This window comes from Fundidesulfovibrio terrae (assembly GCF_022808915.1).
GTDB lineage: Bacteria > Desulfobacterota > Desulfovibrionia > Desulfovibrionales > Desulfovibrionaceae > Fundidesulfovibrio > Fundidesulfovibrio terrae.
In genome coordinates, this window is sequence record NZ_JAKZFS010000004.1 from 143,570 (window position 1) to 157,691 (window position 14,122).

17 protein-coding genes and 1 riboswitch are annotated in these 14,122 nt (G+C 64.9%); of the genes, 11 read left to right on the forward strand and 6 right to left on the reverse strand.

Features of this window, described 5'->3' with window-relative positions:
• Window positions 1–392 precede the first annotated feature (392 nt).
• The 4 genes from ML540_RS13475 to ML540_RS13490 all read right to left on the reverse strand — a co-directional run bounded on the left by ML540_RS13475 (window position 393) and on the right by ML540_RS13490 (window position 3,031).
• Entirely contained in the window at window positions 393–938 is a 546-nt protein-coding gene (locus ML540_RS13475; RefSeq protein ID WP_243361977.1) for a hypothetical protein, read from the reverse strand.
• Window positions 928–1,269 (reverse strand): hypothetical protein, encoded by a 342-nt coding sequence (locus ML540_RS13480; protein ID WP_243361979.1) that lies wholly within the window; start codon window positions 1,267–1,269, stop codon window positions 928–930. Before ML540_RS13480 ends, ML540_RS13475 begins: the two co-directional genes overlap by 11 nt.
• A 615-nt stretch (window positions 1,270–1,884) precedes the next feature.
• Window positions 1,885–2,409, reverse strand: a complete 525-nt coding sequence (locus tag ML540_RS13485) for a hypothetical protein (RefSeq protein ID WP_243361980.1) — start codon at window positions 2,407–2,409, stop codon at window positions 1,885–1,887.
• Window positions 2,399–3,031 (reverse strand): hypothetical protein, encoded by a 633-nt coding sequence (locus ML540_RS13490; RefSeq protein WP_243361982.1) that lies wholly within the window; start codon window positions 3,029–3,031, stop codon window positions 2,399–2,401. The genes ML540_RS13485 and ML540_RS13490 overlap by 11 nt, the downstream gene beginning before the upstream one ends.
• A gap of 612 nt (window positions 3,032–3,643) precedes the next feature.
• Between ML540_RS13490 and ML540_RS13495 the strand changes: the two genes are divergently transcribed.
• From ML540_RS13495 to ML540_RS13525, 7 genes are all read left to right on the forward strand, one after another.
• Window positions 3,644–4,321, forward strand: a complete 678-nt coding sequence (locus ML540_RS13495; RefSeq protein WP_243361984.1) for a CBS and ACT domain-containing protein — start codon at window positions 3,644–3,646, stop codon at window positions 4,319–4,321.
• 134 nt (window positions 4,322–4,455) lie between these two features.
• Window positions 4,456–4,698 carry a hypothetical protein gene (locus ML540_RS13500; protein WP_243361986.1) on the forward strand — a complete coding sequence of 81 codons (243 nt, stop codon included), beginning with the start codon at window positions 4,456–4,458 and terminating at the stop codon, window positions 4,696–4,698.
• 261 nt (window positions 4,699–4,959) lie between these two features.
• On the forward strand, window positions 4,960–5,526 hold the full coding sequence (locus ML540_RS13505; RefSeq protein ID WP_243361988.1) for a manganese efflux pump MntP: 567 nt from the start codon (window positions 4,960–4,962) through the stop codon (window positions 5,524–5,526).
• A 40-nt stretch (window positions 5,527–5,566) separates the two neighbouring features.
• The gene (locus tag ML540_RS13510; protein ID WP_243361991.1) at window positions 5,567–6,475 is read left to right on the forward strand and encodes a DUF475 domain-containing protein; all 909 of its coding nucleotides are present in this window, start codon (window positions 5,567–5,569) and stop codon (window positions 6,473–6,475) included.
• 91 nt (window positions 6,476–6,566) lie between these two features.
• Window positions 6,567–6,866 (forward strand): EF-hand domain-containing protein, encoded by a 300-nt coding sequence (locus ML540_RS13515; RefSeq protein WP_243361993.1) that lies wholly within the window; start codon window positions 6,567–6,569, stop codon window positions 6,864–6,866.
• 82 nt (window positions 6,867–6,948) lie between these two features.
• Window positions 6,949–7,320 carry a response regulator gene (locus ML540_RS13520; protein ID WP_243361995.1) on the forward strand — a complete coding sequence of 124 codons (372 nt, stop codon included), beginning with the start codon at window positions 6,949–6,951 and terminating at the stop codon, window positions 7,318–7,320.
• A 93-nt stretch (window positions 7,321–7,413) separates the two neighbouring features.
• On the forward strand, window positions 7,414–8,319 hold the full coding sequence (locus ML540_RS13525) for an ADP-ribosylglycohydrolase family protein (RefSeq protein WP_243361997.1): 906 nt from the start codon (window positions 7,414–7,416) through the stop codon (window positions 8,317–8,319).
• Between the two features lie 93 nt (window positions 8,320–8,412).
• Here ML540_RS13525 and ML540_RS13530 read toward each other — a convergent pair whose 3' ends face one another.
• Both ML540_RS13530 and ML540_RS13535 read right to left on the reverse strand, forming a co-directional pair.
• Window positions 8,413–9,192: a TIGR03943 family putative permease subunit gene (locus ML540_RS13530; protein WP_243361999.1), complete on the reverse strand. Its 780-nt coding sequence runs from the start codon at window positions 9,190–9,192 to the stop codon at window positions 8,413–8,415.
• Window positions 9,189–10,151, reverse strand: coding sequence for a permease (locus ML540_RS13535; RefSeq protein ID WP_243362002.1), 963 nt, complete (start codon window positions 10,149–10,151; stop codon window positions 9,189–9,191). The genes ML540_RS13530 and ML540_RS13535 overlap by 4 nt, the downstream gene beginning before the upstream one ends.
• A gap of 93 nt (window positions 10,152–10,244) precedes the next feature.
• Here ML540_RS13535 and ML540_RS13540 point away from each other — a divergent pair, with 93 nt between their 5' ends.
• The 4 genes from ML540_RS13540 to ML540_RS13555 all read left to right on the forward strand — a co-directional run bounded on the left by ML540_RS13540 (window position 10,245) and on the right by ML540_RS13555 (window position 14,090).
• On the forward strand, window positions 10,245–10,778 hold the full coding sequence (locus ML540_RS13540) for an aminodeoxychorismate/anthranilate synthase component II (RefSeq protein ID WP_243362004.1): 534 nt from the start codon (window positions 10,245–10,247) through the stop codon (window positions 10,776–10,778).
• Complete coding sequence (locus ML540_RS13545) at window positions 10,747–12,036, forward strand: chorismate-binding protein (RefSeq protein WP_243362005.1); 1,290 nt, start codon at window positions 10,747–10,749, stop codon at window positions 12,034–12,036. Before ML540_RS13540 ends, ML540_RS13545 begins: the two co-directional genes overlap by 32 nt.
• The gene (locus ML540_RS13550) at window positions 12,033–12,818 is read left to right on the forward strand and encodes an aminotransferase class IV (protein ID WP_243362007.1); all 786 of its coding nucleotides are present in this window, start codon (window positions 12,033–12,035) and stop codon (window positions 12,816–12,818) included. Before ML540_RS13545 ends, ML540_RS13550 begins: the two co-directional genes overlap by 4 nt.
• A gap of 18 nt (window positions 12,819–12,836) precedes the next feature.
• Window positions 12,837–13,022, forward strand: a riboswitch (cobalamin riboswitch).
• 150 nt (window positions 13,023–13,172) lie between these two features.
• A complete protein-coding gene (locus tag ML540_RS13555; protein WP_243362009.1) occupies window positions 13,173–14,090 on the forward strand; it encodes a sirohydrochlorin cobaltochelatase in 918 nt (305 codons plus the stop codon).
• Window positions 14,091–14,122: the final 32 nt, after the last annotated feature.

Below are 14,122 nucleotides of genomic sequence, written 5' to 3' on the forward strand. Positions count from 1 at the left end.
GGGGCGGGGAGGTCAAGTTGCGGGCGAGAGGGATCAGGAGGTTAGGCGGGCCCTGTCGTGGGCTTGAACTCGTCGTCCCGGTGTTCGCGCAAACCGGAAAAATCGTAAGGCCACCCGGCGACGGGCGGCTTTCAGGCGGGACAGGGTTAGTTGCCGTAACGTCTTATTATCCCGTAAATGATCCCTATTATTACACCAATGATGAGCAATTCTATAGGTGAAGGCTTCCGTCTTGCCCTAGCCTCCTTTTTGTCAGCCTTTTTGGACTCAAACATATTCGGTTCCCGGCTATTGTGATGAATAATAGTGGTAAGCTTGGCTAGATCTCTAGAAAATTACTCTAATAAATTTAGAATGGAAAGGCCCCTGGGTCAACAGGGGCCTTTCGTAGGCTATTCGCGGCCCTTGGCGTCCTCATACTGTTGACGCAAGGTTTCGCGGCTTATGGTCGGTGGAGGACTGGCCTTGTCGAACATGTCGTAGCCTTTATTGTATCCTCTGGCAGCTCCATAACCGCCAAGGACACCGGTGGCCAACCCGCCAGCGACGGGGCTTGCGCCATAAGCTGGCAGGCTGGCTAAGGCGCCAATGCCACCGCCAATGGCAGCCCCATATTCTCCCATTCGTTTACGGTCATCTTCGGTCCCTCGGACAAGACGATCACGCTGCTCAGGCGTCATGCTGTCCCACTGTTCTTTTGGGATACCCCCGACGAATTCTTTGCTGTCGCCCGCCATGGCCGTGAAAAGCGGGTCTTCTCCGAGCCGTCTGTTGCTTACGGTGTCACGTATCTCCCCCGAAATGGGCGCACGCACCTCGCCCGGGGTAAGGGGCATGGCCACCACGCCGCCGTTGAAGTTCTCGCCCATCGTGTCGCCCTTGCCGTCATTGGTGCGGATATAGCTGTCCGCGAGGTTGTCGGCGTACTCATCCGCCATGTGTCGTCTCCTTGGTTGTGCGCGGGGAGGATGGCCTCCCCGCGCGTTGTCCGGGCTTCGCCATCGAAGCGTGGCATGCTTCGGGCGTGGCTACCGGCTCCTGGCCGAGCGGCGGCCGTGGTAGACCCTGGACGCCTTCGCGGCTCCCGCGCGCATCTCCTTGTAGAACTCCTAGGGCCTCGTGCGGGCAGCGGGCGAACATCCCCCGCACCATGCGCCTAAGCGACGGAGACAGAAGCTCCAGATGGTGCTCCATCATCTGGATGGTTCCCTTGTAGAGCGGATCGCTCTGAGCCAGCTTGCCGAAAAGCGTCTCCACGCGCTCGCGCACGCGGTGCTTCTTGGCGTCCTCGAAGTCGATCCTGTGGCGCTTGTGATGGTGCTCGTTCAGGTCACGCAGGATGTACCAGCGCAGCTGCCCCGTAGGGTCCCCATAGAGCGGTATATGGGAAGAAAGTTGAAAATTGTTCCGCCTGGCGATGTCGGAGGAAAGACAAAAAAGCCGCCCGGAGACGGGCGGCCTCGGTACGGCTTAGGTATGAATGATCCCGAACAACTCGACGGCTCCGGTAACGAAGTGCTCAACGAGACGTACCCTTTTTCTGGGCGCCGAACCTGCTCTTTCGGATATAAACAGAGTCACCCTTGGTCAGCCTGAGGGCTTAGCTGGGACAGCACCAATATGTTAGGCTATTTGAACAGAAAATAAGCCTGAATCATGCCGAATATGAAACCCGCTAGGATGATCCACCAAGGATTAACTGGCAAGTTCTTCTTGATTCTTTTTTTGAATTCGGAATGCTGTGTACGAGTCATACGTTGGCTCGGGAGTAGGTGGTCGTAATTAATATCGTCGACATTAAATATTGAATGCATAAAAATACGAAAAAACGGCCCCTGCGTCAACAAGGGCCGTTCTTTAGGTTATTCGCGGCCCTTGGCGTCCTCATACTGTTGACGCAGGGTTTCGCGGCTTATGGCCGGAGGAGGGGTGGCCTTGTCGAGGAGGTCGTATCCTTTGTACGCCCCCCCAGGTGCCGCCAGCGCCTGCTAGGCCGCCAGTAACGATACCCCCTATCTCTGGGCCAGCGAGAAACGCAGGGAGACCTGCCGCAGCCCCAAGTGCACCTCCCACTCCACCCCCGATGATAGCTGCAGTTTTGCGATCCTCTTCAGTCCCTCGGATAAGACGATCACGCTGCTCAGGCGTCATGCTGTCCCACTGTTCTTTTGGGATACCCCCGACGAATTCTTTGCTGTCGCCCGCCATGGCCGTGAAAAGCGGGTCTTCTCCGAGCCGTCTGTTGCTTACGGTGTCACGTATCTCCCCCGAAATGGGCGCACGCACCTCGCCCGGGGCAAGGGGCATGGCCACCACGCCGCCGTTGAAGTTCTCGCCCATCGTGTCGCCCTTGCCGTCATTGGTGCGGATATAGCTGTCCGCGAGGTTGTCGGCGTACTCATCCGCCATGTGTCGTCTCCTTGGTTGTGCGCGGGGAGGATGGCCTCCCCGCGCGCATCTCCTTGTAGAACTCCAGGGCCTCGTGCGGGCAGCGGGCGAACATCCCCCGCACCATGCGCCTAAGCGACGGAGACAGAAGCTCCAGATGGTGCTCCATCATCTGGATGGTTCCCTTGTAGAGCGGATCGCTCTGAGCCAGCTTGCCGAAAAGCGTCTCCACGCGCTCGCGCACGCGGTGCTTCTTGGCGTCCTCGAAGTCGATCCTGTGGCGCTTGTGATGGTGCTCGTTCAGGTCACGCAGGATGTACCAGCGCAGCTGTCCAGTGGGGTCGGCGGGAGGCGGCCCCATGTCGTGGGGCCTGAACACGTCGTCCCAGTGCTCGCGCAATGTGGCCACGGCCTCGGGGTCGCGCAGGAGTGCCGCGTGCACGTCGTCGTAGCGGGGGAAATCCCCCATGGGCTGCTGGGTGGCGAGGTATTCGCTGGGTTGGGCGCTTCCCGCTTGCTGGAAGTTGTCCGCCCCGGGCGGGTTGGGGTCGTCGGGATGGGTCCCTGCTGGCACCCCGAAGGCGGCGTTGGAGCGCCGCCAGTATCTGGCCTGGTTTTCCTTGAGCTCTTGCTCGGTCCTCATGAAATCCTCCGTGGATGATTTGCCCGGCTCGGCCGGGCGATGACCACGCAGGATATTCAAAAAGGGTCTCGTGTCTCCCCATATAGCGCTATGTGGGAAGAAATTGAAAAAAATCCCAAGCTCCTCGCTCCTCGAAGATCAGGCGGGACGGGAGCTATTGCGGCAATGCCTGCGGACACGGGAGTGGCGAATCGCGGCCGTACCCGTGATTCGGGTGGTCATGGGGAGAACGATTGTTCTTTCAAGAATATAGTGCTGACAGAATTTCTTTTGCGAATATTTCACGGCATATCGCGCTGCCCGAAAGAATGCGCCTCGCGGGAGGGCTTACGGCATCCTTCCTCTTCCTGGCAGGGAAGGTCGCAGGAGACCACATATATTCTTTTTCGAATTTATATCCTTCAGGCGATGCCGGGTTTCCCAAATTTTCGCCAAGGGTCGCTGTCCTTGAGGTCGTGAAAACCCATCCCTCCATGCGGATCATGCAGGACGGGCAGGCGGGTGCAGCCTTGGTCATCCGGTGCGTCCGCCGCCCCTCCCGGTTGCCCTTCGGCATGGTGTTCTGCTAATGATGCCGAACGGCTGATAAGCCGCCAACAAAGAGAGGACTGTATGCTCATTCGCGATTGGATGACCAAGGAAGTGATCACCGTGGGGCCGGAGACTTCCATGATGAAGGCCTCCAAGCTCATGCGCGAACACAAGATCAGCAGGATTCCGGTGGTGGACGACTCCTTCCGCCTCCTGGGCATCGTCTCTGACCGCGACCTCAAGGAGGCCTCACCCTCCAAGGCCACGTCGCTCGACATGCACGAGCTGTACTACCTGCTCTCCGAGATCAAGGTCAAAGACATCATGACCAAGACCCCCCTGGCGGTGAAGCCCACGGAAACCGTGGAAAAGGCCGCCGTGCTCATGATGAACAACCACTTCGGCGGCCTGCCCGTGGTGGACGAGAACCTCAAGGTGGTGGGCATCATCACCGACTCCGACGTCTTCAAGGTGCTGGTGAACATCACCGGCATCACCGAGGGCGGCGTGCAGCTGGCCTTCAGCCTGCCCAACGCCGAGGGCTCCCTCAAGGCCATCATCGACGACCTCAAGGAGTACAACGCCCGCATCATCAGCGTGCTGACCTCCTTCACCCACGCCGACGAGGGACACCGCTCCGTCTACATCCGCATCCAGGACCCGGACAAGGCCGTGCTCAACGACATGGTGGCCAAGCTCTCCAGCAAGTACACCCTGCTCTACTGGGTTCGCGACAACCTGAACCCCATCATTCCCTAGAGACGCAATCCGGCTTCTCGGCCGCGCCGCCATGCACCCGCGTGGCCGCGCGGCCGGGCTTGACACCCGCCGCTTCGTGCCTACTTCACAGGGCACGACGTCTGGTCCATACCGCACCGCAAGGAGTCATCATCATGAGCGAACACCGCTGCTGTCCGCACTGCGGCGTTGAACTGTCCACCTGGCTCGGCCCCCCCGAGTCCGGCTGGGGCGAGATCCTGGTCTGCAACAACAATGAGTGCGTCTATTTCAAGGGGTCTCCCGACACCATCCGCAACACGGAGGAAGGCCAGCCCCTGGGCACCCGCTACGCCGAAGACCCGGACAACAACTACACCCCCTTCAGCCTGGTTTCCTGGCACGGAGCCTGCCGCTAGGCCCAAAGGCCCCGGAGACCCCGCGCCTCGTTTCGCGCCCGCCACCGCATCGCCGGTCGCGGGCGCGAATGCCTTGCGGGGCCTGGTGGGCGTCTGCGCACGGGCAAACACGGGGCCCGCGCGGCGTTCATCCCAGCCGGGGAGTAGGCGTGGTGCGCGCGGGTACGCCCGGCTTCGCGTCTTGAGCATCCCGCCCTGAATTGATACGGTGTCGCCCTCGCGCGACGGCGCGGGACGCAGCTTTCCGAGGATCATCCTAACATGCCTTTCGCGACCCTTCTCGCCATAGCCGTGGCCCTGGCCATGGACGCCTTCGCCGTCTCCCTGGCCACCGGCATCTGCCTGCGCAAGGCCCGCGCCTCCCAGACCCTGCGCATGGCCGGCGCCTTCGGCTTCTTCCAGGCGGCCATGCCCGTCGCGGGCTGGGTTCTGGGGCTTACCGTGCGCTCGTTCGTTACGGCCTACGCGGGCTGGGCGGCTTTCGGTCTTCTGTCCCTGGTGGGCGGCAAGATGATCTGGGAGGGCGCACGCGGCGATGACGCCGGAGAGCACTGCGACCCCAAGGACCCCACCAAGGGCCTGCAGCTGATCATGCTGGCCGTGGCCACAAGCATCGACGCCCTGGCCGTGGGCCTGTCCTTTTCGGTGCTGGGCGAGACCATCTGGTTCCCGGCCCTGGTGATCGGCGTGGTGTGCTTCGTCATCACCGCCGCCGGGGTGAAGATCGGCTGCATGGCCGGGCACGTCTCCGCCGTGAGCCGCTACGCCGAGGTGCTGGGCGGGCTGACCCTGGTGGGCATCGGGCTCAACATCGTCCTGGGCGGGTAGACGCTTGTCCGGCGGGGGCTTTTAGGCTACCTCGCCGCTCATGGACATCCTTTCCGCCTCGCTTACCGTCGCGGGCCTGTGCCTGTTCGAGACCATAAGCTCCATCGACAACGCCATCATCAACGCCGAGGTGCTCTCATCCATGAGCCCCAAATACCGGCGCTGGTTCCTCATCTGGGGCATCATCATCGCGGTGTTCGCGGTTCGCGGCATCCTGCCCTGGCTCATCGTCTGGGGCGTGACCCCGGGCATCGGCCCCCTGGAGGCCCTCACGGCCACCTTCTCCTCCGATCCCAGGGTCATGGAGGCCGTGAACTCCTCGGCGCCGGTGCTGCTCATGGGCGGCGGCATCTTCCTGATCCTGCTCTTTTTCCACTGGATATTCCTGGAGGAGAAGAACTTCGGCCTGCCCGGCGAGCGCTACCTCATGCGCCACGGGGTCTGGTTCTACGCCATCGCTTCGATCCTGCTGACCCTCATCGTGTGGTTCGCCCTCAAGGTGAACGCCCATATGGCCTTCGGCGCGGTGGTGGGCTCCACGGCCTTCTTCATCACCCACGGATTCAAGCAGAACGCCGAGCAGAGCGAGCAGGAGCTCCTGCACTCCCACAAGTCCGACCTGGCCAAGATCTTCTACCTGGAGATCATCGACGCCACCTTCTCCATCGACGGCGTGCTCGGAGCCTTCGCCTTCACCTTGTCCGTTCCCCTGATCCTGGTGGGCAACGGCCTGGGGGCCTTCGTGGTGCGCGAGCTCACCGTGCGCAACGTGGAAACCATCAAAAAATATCGCTTTCTCAAGAACGGAGCCATGTACTCGGTGCTGCTGCTGGGATGGATCATGGTCCTGGACGCCTTCGGCATGCACATCCCCCACTGGGTGTCCCCGGCGGCAACTTTCGGCGTGGTGGGCTACTTTTTCCTGAAGTCGCGCAAGGTGCTCCTGTAGGTGGCCGTCGTCCCGGCGAGATCATATCGCAAATATGGACACAATCGCGCAATGCTTGTATAGTCGAACAAATTTCACCGAGGAGTACCGCATGAAACGCACGATCGCCTGTGTCTTCGCTTTCTCCCTGGTCCTTGGCGCTTCCGGCCTGTCCCTGGCCCAGGACGACGCAGCCGCGCCCAAGGGCGGCAGGGCTTTCTCCCTGCACGACGCCAACGGCGACGGCAAGATCACCAAGGAAGAGTTCCTGGCCGCCGCCCAGAAGCGGGCCGAGGCGCGCTTCGCCAAGCTGGACAAGGACAACAAGGGCTACCTGACCAAGGAAGACTTCATCGCCGCCCGTACCGCCCACGGCAAAGGCCGGAAGGCCGCCGCACCGGCCGCCCAGTAGGCTCCGGGAAATCAGCGCGTTCGACGCCGGGGCGGACCAGCGGGGCCGCTCCGGCATATCCATCAACCCCTTGGATACATTCATGAACCAGACGCCACGCCGCCGCATTCTGGTGGCCGACGACGACCCCGTGAACCGCCGCCTCGCCAGCATGCTGCTCGACCGGGCCGGGCATGACGCCGTGGTGGTGGAAGACGGCCTGGCCGCCGTGGCCGCCTTCCCGGGCGGCTTCGACCTGATCCTCCTGGACGTGGACATGCCGGGCCTGACCGGCCTGGAGGCCGCCACGCGGATCAGGGCCGCAGAAAAAGCCGCAACCCTCCCCCGGACCGTCGTCGTGGCCCTGACCGGCTACTCCGGCCACCACGACCGCCAGGTCTGCCTGGAGGCGGGCATGGACGACGTGCTGGTCAAGCCCCTCACCCCCGAAGTCCTGGACCGGCTGCTCAAGTAGCTTCGCTCCCTCCCTGCGGCGAAACGCCATCCTTCCCTTGCTCCGGTCCCCCGGGCGGGCTACAAACGGGGCAGTCCATCCGGGAGGTTTGGCATGTCCGGCAATTCCAGCTACATGGTGCTCGGCTCTTTCGTGGGCGACAGCTTGGCCCTTGGCGTCCATTGGATCTACGACCAGGAGCGCATCGCCGCCCTGGGCCGCCTGGACGGGCTCAAGGCCCCTCCGCCAGGCTCCCACCACACCGCAAAGCAAGCCGGCGATTTCACCCATTACGGCGACCAGACCCTGGTGCTGCTTGCGTCCCTGGCGGAAAAGGGCGTCTTCGACCCCGCGGACTTCTCCACCCGCTGGCGCGCCCTGTTCTCGGGCGGCTCCACCATCTACGCGGACCGGGCCACCAAGAACACCTTGTCGCAGCTGGCAGCTGGATGGGAACCCGCCGACGCGGGCTCCGCGTCCGACGAACTGGCCGGAGCCTCGCGCATAGCCCCTCTGGTCCACTCCCTGCGCTCCGACGTGGAGGCCATGGTCCAGGCGTGCCGCGCCCAGACCGGGCTGACCCACAACAACGCCAAGATAATGGACTCCGCCGAGTTCTTCGCCCGCACCGCGCATGCGGCCTTAAGCGGCGTCGCGCCCACGGAGGGCATGGCCAAGGCCCTGGAGGGCCGCTTCCCGGGCTCGCCCCTGCACGGCTGGTTCAAGGACGCCCAGGCCGCCGCCGGCGAGGATTCGGTCAAGGCCGTGGCCCGCTTCGGCCAGAGCTGCCACGTGGACGGGGCCTTCCAGTCCACGGTGCAACTCATCTCCCGGGGCCAGGATTCTCCGGCCGAGGCGCTGGTGGATTCGGCCATGGCCGGGGGAGACTCGGCCGCGCGCAACATGCTGGTGGGCATGGTGCTCTGCGCCTGGAAGGGGGAGGGAGCGCTGCCCCAGGGCTGGATCGACGGGATGCGCAAGAAGGGCGAAATCGAGGCACTGCTGAGCAGGATCGGGTAACTACGCGAAGCTGTACAGGATTCCAAAGGGAGGAAGTCCCTTTGGCGGGAGAGTCCAGAGAGGGCGTTGCCCTCTCCGGCCGCCGGAGGCTCTTCAGTACGCGTAGGGCTCTTCCGAGCGCCATTCGTACATCATGCCCGTGCCCGGGACCTTTTCGGATTCCATGCGCCGGGCCGTGAAGCGGTAGTCCGGATTCACCGAGGCGAAGGCCGACCCCTCGATGGTGGCGATCTTGTCGGAATCGGGATCGCCGGAAGCCTCGAGCGCTCCGTAGACCACCTGCCAGGAGCCGTTTTCCGGCAGGGCCGCGCCCTTGGGGGGGCGCACCCTGAATCCCACGGCCGTCGAATCCGCGAAGCAGCAATACAGGGCCAGCCGGTAGAGGACGAATTCGCCCTTGGCGTCGGTCTCCGGGCTTCTGCGCACGAAGCCGCGCACGGCGTAGTTCCCCTGGAGCAGCGGGGACGGACCCTTGCCCGCGATGTCGTAAAGCTCGCCCAGGTTGAGGCGGATGTACTCCTGGCCGCCGACCGTGACCCGGGAGGGCAGGGGGGCCTGCTCCTGCTCCACGGCTTGGGAATCGACTCCCGAGACCGAGAACCAGCGTTGCAGGCCGAGCTCGCTCATCAGGCACAGGCCCAGCACCGAAAGATACAGCGACGCCCGAAGCCAAGTGGCCCCAACGGGCGGACGCGCCGCCGAATAGACCCCGAGCCCGCCCAGCGCGGCTACCGCCGCCCAGGAGAGCCCCCTGAACTTGGGGTTCAGGTACATCCAGTAGTTGCCCGCCACCAGCAGGTAGGCCAGAAATGCGGCCAATCCCACGAGGCACGCCGCCTCAACCAGTCCGGGAATCCTGCCTGCAAGCCTCATGACCCTATCCTCGCGAAAGCACCCAGCAGCATGCAGGCGGAAAAGACGATCACGGCCGGGACGAGGATAAGCCTGCGCACCACGCCCGGCTTGAACGCCCCCTGCCACATGAGCACCAGTTTGAAGTCGAGAATCGGCCCGAGAGCCAGAAAGGCCAGGCGGGCCGCGAAAGGAAAGCCGGTGAAGGAGGCCGCCACGAAGGCGTCCGCCTGGGAGCACAGGGACAGGATCACCGCCAGGGCCATCATGCCCGTCACCGAGAGCAGGAGATCCTTCTCGAGAAGCGCCACCAGCCCGGACGGGGCCAGGGTCTTGAACGCGGCCGCGATCACCGCGCCGATCACCAGGATCTTGAACATGTCCAGGAAATCGGCTTGGGCGTGGCGCAGGGCGTGGTCCAGGCGCGACCCGAGGGAAGGCTGTTCCGCCTCGTCCGGGGGCACGGCGTCGGAAAGCGACCCGAACAGGGGCTCGTCTTCCCCGCAGCCACAGGCGGAGCGGACCGGCGCGGCCTTGGTCAGCAGCAGATCCTCGGGGCGGGCGTTGCGGAAGGAGTAGCCGATCACGGCGGCGATGAGCCCTACCAGGGCACAGCGCAGGCCGACCACCGAGGCGTCGCCCTGGAAGGCCACATAGGTGGAGGCCAGCACCACCGGGTTGATCACCGGCCCGGCCAGCATGAAGGTCATGGCCGTCGCCGGGGGCACGCCCTTGCGAAGGAGCCTGCGGATGAGCGGCACGATGCCGCATTCGCAGCAGGGCATCACCATGCCCAGCACCACCCCGGCCAGCACCCCGGCCAGGGGGGAGCGGGGCATCATGCGCTCCAGGGTCTCGCGCGGCACGAACACCTCGAAGAGCCCCGAGGCCAGCGCTCCAAGCAGCAAAAAGGGCGAAGCCTCCAGAAGGATGGCCACGCACACCTGCGCGAACAATTCGATGGTTTCAAGCTGAAGCATGGTCGGTTGCGTCCCGGCGAGGGCCATACGCCGGGCGGGCAGGGCGGTCAACGGTCTTGACCGATGCGGTCGCCTTTACTACCCAGGCCCTTCATGCGCATCCTGCTGGCGGACAACCGGGACAGCTTCACCCGCAACCTCGAACACCTGCTGCACAGGGTCTGCGGCGTGGCCCCCGAGATCGTTTCCTACCCGGATTTGGACTCCGAGGCTGCCGCCCGCTTCGACCTGACCGTGGTCTCGCCCGGTCCGGGGCACCCGCGCGACTATCCGGCCTACGGCCCCCTGCTTGCCTCGGGGCGCCCGGTGCTGGGCGTGTGCCTGGGGCTTCAGATCGCGACCCTGCACTTCGGGGGCGAGGTGTCGCGCCTGCCCGGCTGCTTCCACGGCCGGCCCAGCCGCTTCGAGATCTTCGGTAGGCAGGTGGACGCCGCGCGCTACCACTCGCTGTACGTGAGCCGTCCGGGACCGGACATGGAAGTGCTGGCCCGCTGCGGCGAGATTCCCATGGCCGCGCGGCACAGGACCCTTCCGGTGCTCGGGTTGCAGTTCCACCCAGAATCGTTTCTCACCCCGCAGGGAGCGGAGATCATCCGTGAGTGCCTACAGATGCTCCTGCCCGGTTGAGGGCCTAGGCTGGCTTGAGGCCCTGGCGCCTCACGCTCCGGACGCCCTGGTCACCCCGCCCATGCCCGGCGTGCCCGCCTCGGGCCTGGTGGGGCTGTGGCCCGTGGCCGAATGGCGCATGGGCAGGGACGGCGGCAAGGAGGAGCTCAAGCGCTTCTGTTTCGCCACTGCGGGATCGGCCCTCGGATTTTTGAGCTACCACGCCGGGTTTGGCGCAATGGGGCTCGACCTTCCCGCGCCGGACTTCCCGGCCGGGGTTTTCCGCAAATACGCGGTGCTCCTGGCCCCGAGCCCGGATGCGCGGCTGGTGCATGTTTTCTCGGACGATAAGGCTCGCGCCCGTGAGGCAGCCGCCCTTGTCCGCCAGGGGCCGGGGCAGGGAGCGGTCAGAAATGACGGAGGCGGCCCGGCGCTGCCTGCGTTTCCGGGAGGGCTGCGGGCCTCCCTGGACCGGCCGGGCTATGAGCAGGCCGTTACCCGGGCGCTTACCCATATACTGGACGGCGACGTCTACCAGCTCAATCTCTCCATCCGCTTCGAGGCGGACCTGCCGGACGGCCTCGCGGCCACGAGCCTGTTCACGGGGCTCATGCGCGCCCACCCGGCCATGTTTTACGGTTTGTACCACGATTCGCCATACGCAGTCGTGTCCACTTCGCCGGAGCGCTTCATCCGGGTGCGCCAGGGAAAGGTGCTCAGCCAGCCCATCAAGGGCACGCGCCGGGTCGGGCAGGACCGAACGGCGGCGTTGCGAGAGCTTCTGGCCTCGCCCAAGGAGGACGCCGAGCTCTCCATGATCGTGGACCTCATCCGGAACGATGTCGGCGCGAACTGCGCCTACGGGTCCGTGGGCGTCTCGAACCACCGGTCGGTGTTCGAGGTGGACGGCCTCCTCCAGATGTACTCCAACGTCACCGGCAGGCTGCGGGGCGGCTCCACCTGCCTGGACCTCCTGTGGGACGCCCTGCCACCGGGGTCGGTCACGGGCTGCCCCAAGCGCCGGGCCGTGGAGATCATCGCGGACCTGGAGCCGCACCACCGCGAAGCCTCCTATGGCTGCCTGGCCGTGGTGCAAGGACCGCGCGACCTGGACAGTTCCGTGGCCATCCGTACCGCCGCGCTGGACTCCAGGCGCGGGGTGCTCGGATTTCACGCCGGAAGCGGGATTGTCGTGGATTCCGATCCCGCGATGGAGTATGAGGAGACGTTGGCAAAGGCTGCGAAATTCCTTGCGCTCACCGGGAGGGCAGACGCATGAAAGCCTGGATAGACGGCCGCATCGCCGGGGACGCGGCCCCCCTGCGCGTAAGCGGCCCGGCCTTCCGTTGCGGCATGGGGGTTTTCGAGACCATCCTGCATCACGGCCATCGCCTGCCGCGCTTCGAGCGGCACCTGGAGCGCATGCGGGCCAGCCTCGAATACCTGGGCATCGGCTTCGAGCTGCCCGGCGAAGAGGACTTGAGGCGCGCCGTGCTGGACGTGGCCCTGGCCAATGGCCTCTCCGGCGAGACCGCCCGGGTGAACCTGTTCTGCTACCAGGACTCCCCGGCCAGCCCGGCCAGCCTGTGCATCACGGCCATCCCGCACGTCCTGGACCCGGACGCCGCGCGCTCCCTGGTCGTATATCCGCATGCCCACGTCTCCCACCTGTGCGCCCACAAGACCATGGCCAACATGCACCAGCGCCTGGCCTGGGAATACGCCCGGAAGGCCGGCGTGGACGACGCCGTGCTGGCCGACGCCGGCGGGAGCGTGCTGGAGGCGGCCTGCGCGGCCCTGGTCTTCTCCGACGGGCATGGGTTCTTCGTGAGCGATTCGCCCTACAAGCTGCCGAGCTTGGCCCTGGAGGCCGCCTCGCGCAGCCTTTCCGTGGAGCCGGTGTACATCGGGCTCGACCAGTTGCCCGGCTTCAAGCACGCCTACTGGCTCAACAGCCTGGGCGGTATACAACCTGTAATACGGATCGACGCGGTGCGCTACGAGCCGGACTGGGACACCTGCCGCCCGCTCCTGCGCGACCTTCTGGGCCTGGACGATTGACACCGGGCGAAAGCCCGAGATAACGCAAGCTGGTCAGGTGCCCCGCAAGGGGAGAATAGGGAATCCCGTGAGAACCGGGAGCGGTCCCGCCGCCGTAAGTTCCAGACAAGTCCGCGTCCTTTGGAGCGCCACTGGGAGATGCTTCCCGGGAAGGCCGAGGCGGACGGAACGAGCCGGAAGACCTGCCTGGCCCCAGTTTGTTGCAGATTGCTGCAATTTGCTGCTTCCAGCACGGCAACGGGCTATTGCCGCGCGTGGATACCCGAAGAGGCGAATACGGGCCGCTTCTTCCCGCATGGGGAGGAGCGGCCTTTTTTGCCTCTTCGCAACAGCCATGCCCCCGGAGTGTTTCCCATGCGCAGTTCCCTCACCAGGCCCGGCCTGCGAAAAATCGCGTCGCTCATTCTTCTGCTCGGGCTGCTGGCCCTGTCCCAGGCGGCCTGGGCCGCTCACGGCGAGGCCCGGCCCGAGAAGCGCGGCGTGCTGCTGGTGGCCTTCGGCACAAGCGTGGCCGGAGCCGACGCGGCCTACGTGAACATCGAAAAGAAGCTGAAAGAGGAGATCCCGGGCGTGGAGGTCCGCTGGGCGTATTCCTCCAAGATCGTCCGGCACAAGCTGGCCGGGGGCGAGAAGCCCGTGAAGCTCGATTCCCCGGCCGAGGCCCTGGCCAAAATGATGGACGAGGACTTCACCCACGTGGCCGTGCAGTCCCTGCAGACCATCCCCGGCCAGGAGTTCCACGCCCTGTCCGAGACCGCGCGGTCATTCTCCGGCATGCCCAAGGGCATGAAGAAAGTGGCGGTGGGCCTGCCGCTGCTGGCCACCACCCAGGACCTCACGCGCGTGGCCGACGCCTTGGCCCAGTCCGCTCCCAAGGAGCGCAAGGTGGGCGAGGCCGTGGTCTTCGTGGGCCACGGGACGAAGCATCCGGCCAACGTCTATTATCCCGGCCTGCAGTACTACCTCTGGAAGAAGGACCGGCTGGCCTTCGTGGGAACCGTGGAAGGCTCCCCCACCCGGGAGGACGTGCTGGCTGAACTCGCCGAAAGCAATGTGAAGAAGGCCTACCTCGTGCCGCTGCTGGCAGTGGCGGGCGACCACGCCCATAACGACATCGCCGGCGATGAGCCGGGCTCCTGGAAAACCGTCCTCACCAAGGCGGGGATCGCCTGCGTGCCGGTGCTCAAGGGCACGGCCGAGTCCGACGCCGTGGCCGCCATCTGGGTGGACCACGTCAAGGCGGCCCTGGCGCAGCTCGGGACGGACAAATGACCGGCGGGCGCGCGGCGGCAAGGGACACGCTC

Coding starts and splice junctions, on each gene's coding strand:
- ML540_RS13540 (WP_243362004.1), top strand. CDS start 10,245: ATGCGCATCCTGCTGGCGGACAACCGGGACAGCTTCACCCGCAACCTC.
- ML540_RS13500 (WP_243361986.1), top strand. CDS start 4,456: ATGAGCGAACACCGCTGCTGTCCGCACTGCGGCGTTGAACTGTCCACC.
- ML540_RS13485 (WP_243361980.1), bottom strand. CDS start 2,409: ATGGCGGATGAGTACGCCGACAACCTCGCGGACAGCTATATCCGCACC.
- ML540_RS13490 (WP_243361982.1), bottom strand. CDS start 3,031: ATGAGGACCGAGCAAGAGCTCAAGGAAAACCAGGCCAGATACTGGCGG.
- ML540_RS13515 (WP_243361993.1), top strand. CDS start 6,567: ATGAAACGCACGATCGCCTGTGTCTTCGCTTTCTCCCTGGTCCTTGGC.
- ML540_RS13510 (WP_243361991.1), top strand. CDS start 5,567: ATGGACATCCTTTCCGCCTCGCTTACCGTCGCGGGCCTGTGCCTGTTC.
- ML540_RS13530 (WP_243361999.1), bottom strand. CDS start 9,192: ATGAGGCTTGCAGGCAGGATTCCCGGACTGGTTGAGGCGGCGTGCCTC.
- ML540_RS13535 (WP_243362002.1), bottom strand. CDS start 10,151: ATGCTTCAGCTTGAAACCATCGAATTGTTCGCGCAGGTGTGCGTGGCC.
- ML540_RS13525 (WP_243361997.1), top strand. CDS start 7,414: ATGTCCGGCAATTCCAGCTACATGGTGCTCGGCTCTTTCGTGGGCGAC.
- ML540_RS13520 (WP_243361995.1), top strand. CDS start 6,949: ATGAACCAGACGCCACGCCGCCGCATTCTGGTGGCCGACGACGACCCC.
- ML540_RS13550 (WP_243362007.1), top strand. CDS start 12,033: ATGAAAGCCTGGATAGACGGCCGCATCGCCGGGGACGCGGCCCCCCTG.
- ML540_RS13505 (WP_243361988.1), top strand. CDS start 4,960: ATGCCTTTCGCGACCCTTCTCGCCATAGCCGTGGCCCTGGCCATGGAC.
- ML540_RS13495 (WP_243361984.1), top strand. CDS start 3,644: ATGCTCATTCGCGATTGGATGACCAAGGAAGTGATCACCGTGGGGCCG.
- ML540_RS13555 (WP_243362009.1), top strand. CDS start 13,173: ATGCGCAGTTCCCTCACCAGGCCCGGCCTGCGAAAAATCGCGTCGCTC.
- ML540_RS13475 (WP_243361977.1), bottom strand. CDS start 938: ATGGCGGATGAGTACGCCGACAACCTCGCGGACAGCTATATCCGCACC.